This is a genomic window from Iodobacter sp. (genome assembly GCF_025352645.1).
GTDB lineage: Bacteria > Pseudomonadota > Gammaproteobacteria > Burkholderiales > Chitinibacteraceae > Iodobacter.
The window spans coordinates 1-14,351 of the sequence record NZ_JANXSO010000158.1 but is presented as its reverse complement, the minus strand read 5'-3'; the positions used below and the strand labels follow the sequence as shown (position 1 = coordinate 14,351).

Sequence of the window (14,351 nt, the reverse complement as noted above, 5' to 3'; positions counted from 1 at the left end):
AGGGATAGTGCCCTCAGGAATACGCCAGATTTCTTCGGCGTGTTTACGGTGCTCTGGATTAGTGACCACCATATCGGCAGGCAAGCGGTGAGCAAAGGTGCCCACTTCACGCGCCGTACCACAGGCCGAAGGCTGGCCAGTGAGCGAGAACGGGCTATTGCCCGGCTCGGCAATTTTGCCAGTCAGCAAGTGGATGTTGTAAATCATATTGTTCGCCCATGTGCCACGGGTGTGCTGATTAAAGCCCATGGTCCAGAACGAGGTGACTTTGATTTTAGGGTCGGCGTAGAGCTCAGCCAACGCAATCAGGCGGTCCTCAGGAATACCGCAGAGCTTGCTGACTTTATCTACCGTGTAATCGGATACAAATTTTGAAAACTGCTCAAACGAGCCATCTTTCATATCATTTGGATTATTCTTTGGTTTGCCCGAAGCATCAGGATAACCATTGAATTTGGCATTCACTTCTAACGGATTATTGGGGCGCAAGCCATAACCGATATCGGTCTCACCAATTTTGAAATTACAGTGATCTTTTACAAACTTCTGATTAACGCGGCCGGTTTTGATGATGTGATGGCAAATAAAATTCATCATCGCCAAATCGGTTTGCGGGGTAAATACCAAGCCATAGCCGATATCGGCCAGCTCAAAAGAGCGATGCTCATAAGTCGATAACACAGCGACTTTTACTTTGGGATTAGATAAACGTCGATCAGTAATCCGGCTCCATAAAATCGGGTGCATTTCGGCCATATTAGAGCCCCAAAGCACAAAGGCATCGGCGGCTTCGATATCGTCGTAGCAGCCCATCGGCTCGTCCATACCAAAGGTACGCATAAAGCCGGTGACCGCGCTGGCCATACAGTGGCGGGCATTTGGGTCTAGATTATTAGATCTGAAACCTGCCTTCATCAGTTTAACGGCGGCATAGCCTTCATAAATCGTCCACTGGCCCGAGCCAAACATGGCAATAGATTCTGGGCCGCTGGTTTTAAGCGCTTCTTTCCACTTTTTTTCCATAATGGCAAACGCCTCATCCCAACTAATCGGGGTGAATTCGCCATCTTTATCGTACTGGCCGTTTTTCTTGCGTAGCAAAGGCTGGGTTAAACGATCTTCGCCGTACATAATTTTGGAAAGGAAATACCCTTTCACACAGTTCAAGCCCCGATTCACTTCACCATCAGGATCACCCTGAGTGGCCACCACACGGCCATTTTGCGTGCCCACTAATACGGCACAGCCAGTCCCACAGAATCGACAGGGTGCTTTATCCCAGCGAATAGCGCTTTTGCCCTCACCTGCAGTTGCAGGCATGGTTTTAGGTGCGGCACCCGCCAGCGGAATCCCCGCACTGGCTACCGCAGCAGCGACGGCAGATATTTTAATAAACTCACGGCGATCCAAGCTCATGATAAGCGTTCCTCAGATTTTTTTGATTTCAATGAAGGGGGTGGTGGCATTTCTTCGTCACAATATTCATAAGCCAGCGTGGCCGATGCAACATGGGGAATGTCTTGAATTTGTTTGAGCAGATCGGATGACCGAACGCCCGGCACATCCTCAATGGTGATAACCAGCCGCCCCTCGTGCTCAAGATGTAACTCCACACCTTGCACGGCGAGCACCGCCGCTTTTACTTCTTCTAAACGGCCGGGAACGGCCCGAATCACCAGGCTAAAGATATTCATGCGATCAACTCCAACAAACGAATGCTGTTACTTGGGCAAGGAGCAACACATGCGCCACAACCGGTGCATTGCTCCGTATTAATCATGGGCTGTGCCACTTTGCCAACGGCCAACTGAAAACGAATCGCCTGCTGATCACAGGCCTCGCCGCAGATCCGGCAATCCACCCCCCGCTGGGCCAAACAGCTGGCATCAATTTGCGCGTGAATTTGCCAAGGGGGATCAATCTGTGCATCTAACGCTTTGCTTTGGCATACGCTCGCGCAATCCCCACAGAAGGTGCATTCACCATCGGTAAAATCGACTTTAGGAAACCCTCCGTCTCCCACCTTGATAATTTGGCTTGGGCAAGCACTAGCGCAATCACCGCAACGGGTGCATAGGCTAAGAAATGCAGGGCTCGCCCATGGTGGGCGAGGCGCCATCGGCGTTTGCGGGCGACGGCCAAAAAGTAAGTTGCGACGCGAAGGATCCACTGCAATCGTCAAATCAAAGAGTAAGGATTTAAGGTTAGGTGGGGGCACGCTTAGATACAATGCCTCTTTAGAGGGAGTTGGCCTCAGCGGTGCAAACCCTCTACCCCAGAAGAGGTAGCCTTAGGTTTGCGCAAAGCCAACAGGCATGGTGTACTCAGCGGCTTGCCATCTGCGCAGGCCATTTACCACATGGGCAACAACGATGCCGCCCATAAAATTTATTCAAGACGCCGCTTATGATTAAAGCAAAAAGACAAGGGCCAGTGCGACGCAATTGGAACCATGGAAATTTAGAGGTAGACATGCGTATTAAGGATTATTTCCGCCAAACCTCTATTTTGCGGTTTATCACCCACGCCCTATTGCTGATGGTCTTACCGGCTTTTGTGGCTTTTTTTATGAGCTGGAGCAGTGTAATTCGCTCCAGCGGTGAAGGGGCGGTGATTAATTTGGCGGGCTCTTTGCGCAAGCAAACCTATTTAATTGTTGCCACCCACCTATCCCCTCCTGCCCCTGTTCCAGGTAGTCGGCCTTTTTTGCAGCAAGTCATTGATGATTTTGAACAGCGCCTTTATCACCCCATCCTGCTTAGCAACTTGCCAAGCGAGCAAGCAGACCCCGTGCGCGTTGCTTACAATAAAATGGAGATGAGCTGGCGCACCGAGATCAAGCATGACTTATCCCAGCTCAATACCACCCACGATGGCCGGCTACTGCCTAAAGCGATGCAATTTGTGACTTTAATCGACCATTATGTCGCTGCCATTGAAGACAAACACGAAGCACGCCTGCTGTGGCTAGGACGAATCCAATGGATATCTTTGGGCGTGATGATCTGTGTGTTATTGCTTACCTTAAAATGGCTAAGCCGCAGTGTGACCCGCCCCTTAATCGCCATGGCACAAGCCGCTACCAAGATTAGACAAGGTGATTTAAACATCCGCGCTCCTGAAGAAGGCGCTGGCGAGATTACCCAGCTTGGGCAAGCGATCAATCATATGGTGAGCGAGCTAGCCAAAGGCATCGCTGAATTAGAATCTCGCGTCACTAAAAAAACCAAAGCACTATCGCAAAACCAGCGCAGCTTAGAGTTTTTGTACCGGATGAAGCAAATCCTCTCCGATCAAGAGCCGGATCAAGCCACTTTTGATCAAGTACTGAATGATTTAGGCAGCGTTATTGAGCTAGAGCACGCCGCCATCTGCATCACAGAAACCGAGCAAGCACCGCTGGCTTTTCGCTTTGCCATCATGCCCAATAAAAATATTGAACATTGCAATCAAAACAGCTGCCAAGACTGTACAGAGGCAGTCAATCAGCCGCCGCAAACCATCAATCGTCCTGTGTTTCAGCTCAGCGATGGCAGAAAAAACTACGGCATTATGCCCATCCAGCTCAAGCCAGAGCAGGTGCTGGCAGATTGGCAACTGCAGTTATTAGAAGCCGTGGCGCGGCAAATTGGTACGGCACTGGCCAATGCCAAACGCAAGCAAGAATCGCATCGTTTGGCTCTGCACGAGGAGCGCTCCGTCATTGCGCGGGAATTACACGATTCCCTCGCACAATCCTTATCTTATTTAAAAATCCAAGTGGTGCGCTTACAAAAGCAGTTTCCTGAAGCAGAACGCAGCCCTACCGCCCAAGCCGCACTCAGCGAGCTGCGTGAAGGGCTGAGTGGCGCATATCGCCAGCTACGCGAATTACTGAGTACTTTTCGCTTACAAATGCACGAGCGCGGGCTTGCTGCTGCACTAGAACAAACCGCGCAAGAATTTACTGAGCGCATAGGCCACCCTATCCTCTTAAAAAACCACCTTATGGGGGTTGAACTCAGCGCACATGAAGAGATTCATATTCTACAAATTATCCGCGAAGCCCTCGCCAATATTGAACATCACGCGGCAGCCCAGCACGCATGGATTGGCTTAACTTGGGAAGAGCACCGTATTTTGGTCACCATTGAGGACGACGGCTGCGGCATTAGCCAGCACCCCGATAAAAAACAACATTATGGATTGAGCATCATGCGCGACCGCGCGCACAGTTTAAACGGCCAGTTCAATCTAGAACGCCGAGAACCAAGCGGCACGTTGATTTCGCTGCGCTTTACCCCAGTCACCCCATTTGCACCGCAAGGAACCACCTCATGAGCGATGGATACACCGTTGTTGTTATTGATGATCACCCCTTATTTAGAAAAGGCGTACTGCAGCTTTTAGCCCTTGATGAACGTTTTATTCTGGTGGGCGAGGCGGCCAGCGGCGCGGAAGGGCTGGTCATTGTGCAAGCTCAAAACCCAGATTTAGTAATTCTTGATTTAAATATGAAAGAGATGGATGGCATTAGCACGCTACGCGCCATTAAAGAATTAGACCTTGATTCACGCGTGGTCATGCTAACCGTATCCGATCAATCCTCGGATTTAGTCGCCGCCGTGCGGGCGGGGGCCGATGGCTATTTACTGAAAGATATGGAGCCAGAAGAGATTATCAGCAGCCTAGCCGAGGCGCTCGACGGCCAAATGGCCATCCCCGAGCGCCTTGGCCGAGTGCTAGCGCTGGCCTTGCGGGATGACGACGCCAGCCAGCGTAACGCCATGATGGATTCATTAACCGAGCGCGAGCGCGAAATCTTAGCCTGCCTTGCCAATGGTCTATCCAACAAACTAGTGGGCCGCGAGCTAGGCATCGCCGAAGGTACGGTTAAAGTGCACGTAAAAAGCTTACTGCGTAAACTCAGCTTCCGCTCCCGCCTAGAAGCCGCCATTTGGGCCGTGGAGCAAGGGATTAAATTGCGTTAAAGGGATCGTTGGGCAAGCAAAGGCGGTTTATTTTGCCCACGCGGATATACCGCGTGGGCTATTTACCTCACCCTAAAATATCAGCGCTCTTCTTTGCCAGAAATCCAAATAGAAATCACCAACCAAATGGTATTGAGCACCGCTAATACAAAGCCTAAAAAACCCAACAAGGGCAAACCAAATAGCATAGGCCCAGCTTTTACTGTCATCACAATCGATGAACCAATAATTAAAGAGCCGGTCACAATCCCCATCGTCAACCGATTAGCGCTGCGGGTAATTTGCAAGCCAAAATGATCTAGCCGCTTTAAATCTAAATCAATACGCATGTTGCCACGGCGTGCTTGTTTAATCAGCTTGCCAATATCTCTGGGTAAGCCGCCCAGTAATTGCACCGCTTCATACAGGCCTTCTTTACCTTTTTTAAGCATGGCCTTGGGATGAAAGCGCTCCAAGATCACTTCTTTAACAAAAGGCGTGAGATGCCCCACCATTTGGAAATCTGGATCAAGCTGCCGCCCCAATCCCTCCAAGGTAATCAGCGCTTTAAATAGCAGCGTTAAATCTGATGGCAGGGTAATTTGATGTTCGCGCATCATTTGCACCACATCATTAAGCAAATTACCAAAACGAATATCTTTTAAAGCAAGGTTTTCATAATCAAACATAAACCCCGCAATATCGGCGGTGAGCTTTTCCTCATCCACCACCGTGTCACCGGTCCATTCTAATAGCACATTTAAAATGCCATGTTCATCGCGCTGCGCAAGGGCGGCTAATAAATCGACAATTTGATCGCGCCGTGGATGCGGTAAACGCCCCACCATACCAAAATCTAAAAAGGCAATTTGATTGCCCGGCAAATACTTCACATTTCCTGGATGCGGGTCGGCATGAAAATAGCCATCAATCAATACCATTTTTAATACCGCATCCGCGCCCCTAGACGCTAAAACACAGCGATCCAAACCCGCAGCATCTACACCTAATAAATCATTACCTGCCACTCCCCCAATATAGCTTTGGACATTAAGGCTTTCTGAAGTCCATTCCCAATAGGTTTTTGGAATAACAATATCTTTATGGCCGATAAAATTTTGCACAAAGCGCTCTGAATTTCTAGCCTCTGCAGATAAATTTAATTCACGGCGTAAAGATTTAGCGAATTCTTCGGCGATTTTAACCGGCTGATAGCGGCGCGATTCGGCGAATTCAAATTCCATCAAAGAAGCGATATGCCGCAAGATACGTAAATCGGCCTCTATTTTAGGAATCACCCCAGGGCGGCGAATTTTTAACACTACCTCGGTGCCATCTAATAATTTGGCACGGTGCACTTGGGCAATCGAAGCGGCCCCAACCGGCTCTGAGTCTAGATCAAGAAAAATACTGGCAGGATCCGTACCCAGCAAGGCGGTTAATTCTGGCAGGATTAAATCAAAAGGCACTGGTGGCACATTGCTTTGCAATCTTTCGAATTCAGTAATCCACTCCGGTGGAAACATATCCACCCGTGTGGCCAATACTTGCCCCAGTTTTACAAATGCAGGGCCTAATTCTTCTAAGGCACGGCGCACCCGCACAGGGGAATCGAGCAGCTCGGCTTCATAATTACCAGGCAAATGCAAGAGATCGCTGGCGCGCTCAATGCCACGGGCCAAGCCCAATCTTTGCACCAAATTACCCAAACCATGACGAACCAGCACCGCCACAATTTCACGAACCCGTGGCAAATCACGCATCACGGTAAAGGTTTCCTTCAGCATTCTTAAGCCCAGAAGTAAGAGTCATGCTATTTCAACATAAATCAGCCATGCCGTGCATTTAACTCCATGATCAAAGAAAAATCTTTTAAATCATCGGCCAATTGAATTAAGCATGTCCTTCATTACTTTTAGTCTGTCAGATTGCCAATCAGCAGCGCCGTATTCCAATTTTCCTAGCGGGGTGAACATGCTAATATTGGCGGCTGTTTTTTACTGCCCCCATAACCCTAAGTAGGCGTAGCTACTGGCCCCTTAAACCAACGTTGCAAAACGTGATGCATCTTAAGCGCAGCCAACAACACGCCTGCTTCATTTAGAGCCATTGCCCCCCACATGAAATGGATTAGATTAATCAGCGCATTATTCGTGGGCGTTAGTGCATTTGCGGCTCACGCCGATGACACTAGCCTTAATGAGGTCGATCCAGCCGTTGAGCAAATTGCTCCAGCCACGACCATTACCAACACCACACGGCCTCGCAAAGCCAAAGCTGATAACCGCAGCGAAAAACCCGATTACGCCCCCGCCCAAGATATGCTGCTACAGGCCATGAGCCTGATTGGTGTGAAATATAAATGGGGAGGCGCCACCCCAGAAGCAGGCTTGGATTGCAGCGGCTTTGTGCGCTATGTGTTCCAAAACTCGATGAATATCGCCCTGCCGCACAATGCCTTAGGCATGGCACAATCGGGCGCAAGTATTAATAAAGAAGAGCTTAAACCGGGCGATTTAGTTTTCTTTAATACGCTAGGGCGCACTTTTTCGCACGTCGGCATTTATATGGGTGACAACCGCTTTATTCACTCGCCACGTGCGGGTAAAAGCGTTGAAATTACTAATTTAAACCAAAGCTACTGGACCTCACGCTTTACTGGCGCTCGCCGCTACGATGGCGCTGGCGGTACCCCCGTCAATATGGCCACTCTATTGGCCCAAGTACCTAAGCAATCGAGCAGCACCACCAGCAGCAGCGTTCGCGCTAAGCCGGTCTGCAAAACGGTTAAACGTAAGGGTAAAAAACACTTGGTATGTGAAACGCCAAAACTTGAGCGCGAAAGCAGCAACGCACGCTCTAAAACCAGCAAGGGCGGCAAATCGCACGCCAGTAGCAAGACTGTAAGCAAGAAAACTAGTAAGGCTGCCGCAAAAAACAGCAAGTCGAGCAAAACCAGCAGCAAAGCCACCAAGTACAAAAGCACCAGCAAAACCGTGATTAAGCACACGACTAGCAAAAAACATAAGTAATCTTTATCAAAAACGCACACCGCAGCCCTAAGTTGCGGTGTGCGTTTTTGCGCCTGTACCCCTCCTTCCCTTGCCCCGCCCTGGCTAGTTACACCATCTGTTTGTCATCTATTTGTAACACACCGCCCGCATATTCTTCTCCATACTCTCGCTAAATACCTACAACGATTGAAAGCCAAATCACGTTTTTATTCTCGGCGGCAAATTGCACACCCGTAATTGCTACTCTAGATGCACATTATTTATTTGGTAAAGGAGCAGTCTTGCGCAAGATTATTGGCCCCCTGTTGGCTGGCATTCTAGGAATAGCCGTTTTACTCGGGCTATTTTTTTCTGCTCACGATAAGCAAAAAACAGATGGCGCAGCGGCGCAGGCTGGCAAGCTAAGCCTGGCCCGTGGCTTGATTGGCTCTGAAAAAGAGCCATTTTACCGCGATCCACGGGTTATCCAAGCCTTTGCCCGCTTGGGTTTGCAGGTGGAAGTGCAAAAAGCCGGCTCGCGCGAGATGGCCGTGCATCCAGATTTAAAAAGCTTTGATTTTGGCCACCCTGCAGGCAGCCCTGCGGCATTACGCCTAAAGCAAGTGATGAAGGCGCAAAAACTCTATACGCCCTTTTTTACCCCGATGGCCGTGGCCTCATGGCAAAAACTGATTCCCATGCTGGAAAGTAACGGCCTTGTGCAGCGCCGAGATGGCGCTTACTACATTATTGATATGAAGCGCTTACTAGAGTTGATTAGCACAGGTAAACGCTGGCGCGAGCTAAAAAACAACACCGCTTACGATAGTGGCCGCTCTATTTTGATTTCTAGCACCGACGTGCGTAAGTCTAACTCTGGGGCCATGTATTTGGCGCTGGCAAGCTACTTACTCAATGATAATAATGTGGTGCAATCGGATGCAGAAGTACAAAAGGTTTTGCCCTTAGTCAGCCCGCTGTTTCTTAAGCAAGGTTTTCAAGAATCCAGCTCCGCTGGGCCATTTGATGATTACACCAGCATGGGCATCGGCAAAGCGCCGCTGGTGATGGTGTATGAATCGCAGTTTTTAGAATTCCAATCCAAGCTACCCCAAGCCAACCCAGACATGCTGCTGCTCTATCCACAACCCACCGCGTTTACCAAACATGTGCTGGTGCCATTTACTGAGGCGGGTAATCGGGTGGGAGAGGCGCTAGAGCACGATGCAGAGCTGCAAAAACTCGCCGCCGAATACGGCTATCGGGGCAGTGCGATTGCGCATTTTGCTGAGTTTTTAAAGCAGAAAAAACTCGACGCACCCACAACCCTTGTCGACGTGATCGATCCGCCTAGCTTTGAAATGCTGGAGCGCATGATTGAAGGCATAGCTGGCCAGCTGAAGTAATCCAAAGCCAATACATACAACAGGAATACATCATGAGCGATACCCTGCACCCCCCAGAAACCCTCGTGCTCACCCCACCGGATGCCGTGATTGCAGTGCCTGCAGAGCGTGCGCCAGAAATGGCACCGCTCAGCAGCGAGCTAAAAAGCAAAGTTGAAGAACAAGTTAGCCGCTTTGTAAGCGCACTGGTAGCGGAAGATGTTAGCAGCGATAGCTTTAAGCAAAAGCTGGATGCCGCGTTTCATCTTGGCAGAGAAGAAATCTCGCAGGCGGCGGGCCTGATGACGGGCCGATTTATGGATCGCAATCTGGCGGGGGTTGAAGATAGCGCGGCCTTTAAAGCGATTGGCGCATTACGCGGCCAACTGGATGAGCTCAATCCTGGCAAGCAGGGCGATTTATTATCTGAGAACAAAATCCTTGGCTTAATCCCCTTTGGTAACAAGCTCAAAGCTTATTTTCGCAAGTTTCAATCAGCAGGAACGCAGCTCAATACGGCATTACAGCAGGTGCACGCCGCCCGCGACGATATGCTAAAAGACGCCGCTGAGATTGAAACCATCAAGCAAAAGCTGTGGGATGCGATGCAAAAACTAGGGGCCGCCATTCACTTTGCCCGCGAGCTAGACCAGCGCCTTGCCGGTGAAGTGGACAGACTCAAAAGCAGCGATGCCGAGCGCGCCCGTGCGCTAGAGCAAGAAGTGCTGTTTTATGCAAGGCAAAATGTCAGCGATATGCAAACGCAGATGGCCGTTACTGTTAACGGCTATATGGCGATGGAAGTGTTAAAAAAGACCGGCCGCGAAATGGCCAATGGCTGCAGCCGCGTAGCCACCACGGGGATGTCGGCACTGGCCGTTGCCACCACGGTGGCCCGCGCGACGGGTAATCAAATTGAAGTGATGAATATGCTGCAAGGCGTATCCGGCACCATTGGCGATTTGATCGAGCAAAGCGGCAAGGCACTCAATACCCATGTACAAAAAACCGGTGAATTTGCCAGCTCACCACTTATTGGCATTGAGCGGATTCAATCGATGTTTGATCAATCTTTTGCCGCAATGGATGCGATGGATAAGTTTCGCTCTGAGGCCATCACGGTGATGGGCAAAAACAATGAGCTAATCCGCCAGCAAATTGAGCGCGCCCAAAGCTATGTAGACCGGGCACAGGGCGAAAGCGTGCGCCAATCGCTAAGCAGCACCAGCGATGGGCCGGTGAAGCTTTAACCCATTTGACCGCCCGCTAATACGAGCCCCACTATGCGCAAAACTTTTATCCTGCTGCTTGCCACGTTATTTGTACTGACTGCTTGCGAAAAAACACCGCAAACAGCAGCCATTACCGATGACGGCACCCTCACCGTTTTAGCGGGCTCTGAGCTAAAAGATATCGAGCCGCTTTTGCCGCAAATTACGGCAGCAACCGGCATCAAGCTAAAGTTGAAATACGCGGGCACATTGGATGCCGTAGAGCAAATCCAATCGGGGGCGGAGTACGATTTTGCTTGGCTAGCCAGCAATAAATACGCGCTGCTCACCCCTGCTGCCAAAGCCAGAATCAAGGCCAGCGAGCGCACCATGATTTCGCCGGTGGTGCTTGGGCTTAAAACCAATAAAGCCAAAGCGCTGGGTTGGGCCGATGCAAGCCACGCGCCCAGCTGGCGTGATATTGCCAATGCGGCAGGTGCTGGCAAGCTGCATTTTGCGATGAGCAGCCCCGCCAGCTCAAACACCGGCTTTGCTGCTATTTTAGGCTTAGCCTCGGCCGTGGCAGGCAAAGGCGACGCGCTAGAGCTAAAAGACATCGATTTTAAAACCCTCACCGCCTTTGCTAAGGCGCAATCCCTTACCGCTGGATCATCGGGCTGGCTAGCCGAAGTATATGAAAAAGAAGCGGCCAATCTGGATGGCATCGTAAATTACGCATCGGTATTGCATGGCATGAATAGCCGCTTAAAAGAGCCGCTGACGCTGATCTATCCTAAGGATGGCGTCATCACCGCCGATTACCCTTTTATGCTGCTTAAAGAATCACAGCGCGTTGCTTACGATAAACTTGTGGCCTACCTGAAAGGCGCAGAATTTCAGCAGGCCATGAATAAAGCCAGCTATCGTCAGCCGGTGAATGCATCCGTCAAACCAATAATCGCCAGCCAGGATTATTTTGAGCTGGCCTTCCCTGCCAAGCTAGAAGTAGTGGATGGCCTGCTCGATGCCTACCTCAACACCCTGCGCCGCCCCGCCGATTCCACCTTTGTGGTGGATGTAAGCGGATCAATGCAAGGCCAGCGAATTGAGCAACTTCGCCAATCGCTAACCGGTTTGGCTGGCGGCGATAGCAGCCTGTCTGGCCGCTATACCAAGCTGCGTGATAGAGAACGCATCGCGCTGCTGCGCTTTTCAGATCATGTAGAAGACCAGCAGCTTTGGTCACTAAGCAGTGACAAAGCCAGCAATGCCAAGCTACTGCAAGCCTTTAGCGATTACGCCAGCCAGCTACAAACCACCGGTGGCACCGCCATTTATACCGCTGCCAAAGAAGCGTATCAGGCCGCGCTGCTACGCCAAAGCAAAGATCCAGACCGCGTGTATTCCTTATTATTAATGACTGATGGCATCAATAATGACGGCATAACGCTAGACGAATTCAAGCAATGGTTTAGCACGCTGCAGCCCCAGCAAAAGCATATTCGCATTTTTGCCGTACTCTTTGGCGAGGCAAAAAGCGAAGAGCTAGAAGTACTGACCCAAGCCAGCGGCGGCCGCGTTTTTGACGCCAACAAAGCCGGCCTGCAAGCGGCGTTTAAAGATATCCGGGGCTACCAGTAATGCCAACCCGCCTGATGCTCTTTATTTACAGCAATCGCAATATCGCGGGCAGCGTCTGCGCACTCTTGGTGCTGGCGCTGTTTTTTGGCGGGATTATCCACGCGTGGTGGCTGCCGCTCACGATAGCTGCCTATCTATTTGGCTGGCTGATTCTGCCCCCAAGCCGCCCGCCTATTTTAGAGCAACTACCCCAAATGCCGATTGATCAAGCGATCGACGCCATCTGTGCCGATTTTGGCCCACGTCTTCCCGCCGAGCCACGCGCCCGGCTTGGCCATATTCAAGCGCTGATTCATGAGCTGGCACCGCGCTTTGCCAACCCCGCTTTTCCTGCCACCGCCGGTATTGAGCTAGCCAATACTGTAAGCCGTGATTTGCCCGCCACCATCGGTAATTATCTGGCGCTGCCCGCCAGCTTTGCCAAAATGCACACCCTGCGCGATGGCAAAACCGCCCAAATACTACTCACCGAGCAATTAGTGCTGCTGCACAATGAGCTAACAGAAATGGCCGCCGACCTATACAGCGAAGACGCCGATAAACTCATCAGCCACGGCGAATACCTGAAACAAAAATTTCAGCCCTACCAGTTTATTGATCACTAAGTCAATATTTCATTTGTATTTCAGTAAAATTACAATTTTATGAACTTATCCCTTTAAGTACCCCAACAACTTATGATGAAATAAAGGCACAACCGCCGCACACGGCCTTTTCAGGACAACATCATGAGCAAGAAGTCAAAATCATCCGCACCGAATGATCCAAGCCGCCGCCGCTTACTAGGTGGGCTGGCCGCAATGGGTGCAGGTTTGGCCTTGCCTGCCAGTAATGCAGCCAAACCCATAGCCAGCAAGCCCCTCGCCGCACTCAACAAACCTTTAAAAGATAAGATTAAAAATGTGGTGGTGATCTATTTAGAAAACCGCAGTTTTAATAATCTATTTGGCAATTTTCCTGGCGTGGCACAACCCCTTGCCACTGCCAACCCTGAACCTCAGCTCGATCGCGATGGCAGCGTTTTAAGTAGCCTGCCCAAAATTTGGGGTGGCATGGTGCAACGCGGCCAAACCGTAGCCGGTAAGCGTTATTTTATTGAAGAGGCACAAATCAGCGGGCTGCCGAATGCGCCATTTGCGCTTAAAGACACCGAGGGTAAGCCGCTGCCTGAAGCCGTGATTACCCGCGATCTAGCCCATCTGTTTTACCATAATCAGCAACAAATTAACGGCGGCAAGAATAATCAGTTTGTGGCTTGGGGAAACTCTGGCGCACTGGTGATGGGGCATTACAGCGAAACGGCAAAAAACCTCAATCTATGGCAAATTGCCCGTAAATACACGCTCTGCGATAACTTTTTTATGGCGGCATTTGGCGGCTCCTACCTAAACCACCAATTTTTAATTTCTGGCCGAACCCCAGAATACTTTGACGCTGCCAATGGCCCCGCCAAAGAAAAAATCGCCGTATTAAGCGATGGCCCACAGGGCTATCAACTGGCAACCAGCGCCAAATCGCCCGCCTCGGCACTCGATGGCCCCGCCAAATATATCAATAGCGGTGCGATTACTCCCGATGGTTACGCCGTAAACACCATGGCCCCGCCCTATCAGCCCAGCTATATTCCGTCAGCTCCCGGCGGCGACCCCCAACTTGCCGATCCCGCCGACCCAAGCACCCTGCCACCGCAAAGCTATCGCACCATTGGCGATTTACTCTCTGACAAAAAAGTGAGCTGGGCTTGGTACGGCGGCGCATGGCAGGCCACGCTAGATGGCAAGGGCGGCGCAGACGCGCCTAATTTTCAGTACCATCACCAGCCCTTTAATTACTTCAAACAATTCGCCCCCAGCACCGCAGCAAGAGCCGAGCATTTGCGCGATGCTGGCCTAGGCGAAAGTCCATATTCCAATCACTTTATCGCCGCCGCCGTAACCGGCACCCTGCCGCAAGTGGCCTTCTATAAGCCACAGGGCAATCTTAATATGCACGCCGGTTATTCTGATGTGGAATCGGGCGACCAGCATGTGTCCAATGTGCTGCAACACTTGATGAGCGGCCCACAGTGGAAAAATATGGTGGTGGTGATTACCTTTGATGAAAACGGCGGCTGGTGGGATCACGTCGCCCCACCTAAGGGCGATCGCTGGGGCCCAGGTTCCCGTATCCCCG

12 protein-coding genes are annotated in these 14,351 nt (G+C 50.8%); 8 read left to right on the top strand and 4 right to left on the bottom strand.

What is annotated here, in order from left to right; all coding sequences use genetic code 11:
- From Q0R17_RS17595 to napF, 3 genes are all read right to left on the bottom strand, one after another.
- Nucleotides 1–1,416 (bottom strand): molybdopterin-dependent oxidoreductase (locus Q0R17_RS17595; protein WP_293937374.1); only part of this gene is annotated, 1,416 nt, incomplete at its 3' end.
- Complete coding sequence (locus Q0R17_RS17590; protein ID WP_293937372.1) at nucleotides 1,413–1,694, bottom strand: chaperone NapD; 282 nt, start codon at nucleotides 1,692–1,694, stop codon at nucleotides 1,413–1,415. The genes Q0R17_RS17590 and Q0R17_RS17595, both read right to left, overlap by 4 nt.
- Nucleotides 1,691–2,218, bottom strand: a complete 528-nt coding sequence (gene napF / locus Q0R17_RS17585; RefSeq protein WP_293937370.1) for a ferredoxin-type protein NapF — start codon at nucleotides 2,216–2,218, stop codon at nucleotides 1,691–1,693. The genes Q0R17_RS17590 and napF overlap by 4 nt, the downstream gene beginning before the upstream one ends.
- A 254-nt stretch (nucleotides 2,219–2,472) precedes the next feature.
- Here napF and Q0R17_RS17580 point away from each other — a divergent pair, with 254 nt between their 5' ends.
- Nucleotides 2,473–4,320: a HAMP domain-containing protein gene (locus Q0R17_RS17580; RefSeq protein WP_293937367.1), complete on the top strand. Its 1,848-nt coding sequence runs from the start codon at nucleotides 2,473–2,475 to the stop codon at nucleotides 4,318–4,320.
- Complete coding sequence (narL, locus tag Q0R17_RS17575) at nucleotides 4,317–4,970, top strand: two-component system response regulator NarL (RefSeq protein WP_293937365.1); 654 nt, start codon at nucleotides 4,317–4,319, stop codon at nucleotides 4,968–4,970. Before Q0R17_RS17580 ends, narL begins: the two co-directional genes overlap by 4 nt.
- Before the next feature lie 80 nt (nucleotides 4,971–5,050).
- On the opposite strand, the gene Q0R17_RS17570 is transcribed toward narL, so the two are convergent.
- Nucleotides 5,051–6,736, bottom strand: coding sequence for an AarF/ABC1/UbiB kinase family protein (locus Q0R17_RS17570; protein ID WP_293937363.1), 1,686 nt, complete (start codon nucleotides 6,734–6,736; stop codon nucleotides 5,051–5,053).
- 333 nt (nucleotides 6,737–7,069) lie between these two features.
- Between Q0R17_RS17570 and Q0R17_RS17565 the strand changes: the two genes are divergently transcribed.
- The 6 genes from Q0R17_RS17565 to acpA all read left to right on the top strand — a co-directional run.
- Nucleotides 7,070–7,981, top strand: coding sequence for a C40 family peptidase (locus Q0R17_RS17565; RefSeq protein WP_293937361.1), 912 nt, complete (start codon nucleotides 7,070–7,072; stop codon nucleotides 7,979–7,981).
- Between the two features lie 263 nt (nucleotides 7,982–8,244).
- Nucleotides 8,245–9,348 (top strand): hypothetical protein, encoded by a 1,104-nt coding sequence (locus tag Q0R17_RS17560; RefSeq protein ID WP_293937359.1) that lies wholly within the window; start codon nucleotides 8,245–8,247, stop codon nucleotides 9,346–9,348.
- A gap of 32 nt (nucleotides 9,349–9,380) precedes the next feature.
- Nucleotides 9,381–10,577 (top strand): toxic anion resistance protein, encoded by a 1,197-nt coding sequence (locus tag Q0R17_RS17555; RefSeq protein WP_293937356.1) that lies wholly within the window; start codon nucleotides 9,381–9,383, stop codon nucleotides 10,575–10,577.
- Nucleotides 10,578–10,610: 33 nt separating this feature from the next.
- On the top strand, nucleotides 10,611–12,179 hold the full coding sequence (locus Q0R17_RS17550; RefSeq protein ID WP_293937354.1) for a substrate-binding and VWA domain-containing protein: 1,569 nt from the start codon (nucleotides 10,611–10,613) through the stop codon (nucleotides 12,177–12,179).
- A complete protein-coding gene (locus Q0R17_RS17545) occupies nucleotides 12,179–12,784 on the top strand; it encodes a hypothetical protein (RefSeq protein ID WP_293937352.1) in 606 nt (201 codons plus the stop codon). The genes Q0R17_RS17550 and Q0R17_RS17545 overlap by 1 nt, the downstream gene beginning before the upstream one ends.
- Before the next feature lie 123 nt (nucleotides 12,785–12,907).
- Nucleotides 12,908–14,351, top strand: a 1,444-nt coding sequence (gene acpA / locus Q0R17_RS17540) for an acid phosphatase (RefSeq protein ID WP_293937350.1), incomplete at its 3' end; no start/stop codon positions are given.

What these genes read in the sequence shown, in the direction of transcription:
- Q0R17_RS17590 (WP_293937372.1), bottom strand. Translation starts at nt 1,694, where the DNA reads ATGAATATCTTTAGCCTGGTGATTCGGGCCGTTCCCGGCCGTTTAGAA.
- Q0R17_RS17580 (WP_293937367.1), top strand. Translation starts at nt 2,473, where the DNA reads ATGCGTATTAAGGATTATTTCCGCCAAACCTCTATTTTGCGGTTTATC.
- narL (WP_293937365.1), top strand. Translation starts at nt 4,317, where the DNA reads ATGAGCGATGGATACACCGTTGTTGTTATTGATGATCACCCCTTATTT.
- Q0R17_RS17570 (WP_293937363.1), bottom strand. Translation starts at nt 6,736, where the DNA reads ATGCTGAAGGAAACCTTTACCGTGATGCGTGATTTGCCACGGGTTCGT.
- Q0R17_RS17565 (WP_293937361.1), top strand. Translation starts at nt 7,070, where the DNA reads ATGAAATGGATTAGATTAATCAGCGCATTATTCGTGGGCGTTAGTGCA.
- Q0R17_RS17555 (WP_293937356.1), top strand. Translation starts at nt 9,381, where the DNA reads ATGAGCGATACCCTGCACCCCCCAGAAACCCTCGTGCTCACCCCACCG.
- Q0R17_RS17550 (WP_293937354.1), top strand. Translation starts at nt 10,611, where the DNA reads ATGCGCAAAACTTTTATCCTGCTGCTTGCCACGTTATTTGTACTGACT.
- Q0R17_RS17545 (WP_293937352.1), top strand. Translation starts at nt 12,179, where the DNA reads ATGCCAACCCGCCTGATGCTCTTTATTTACAGCAATCGCAATATCGCG.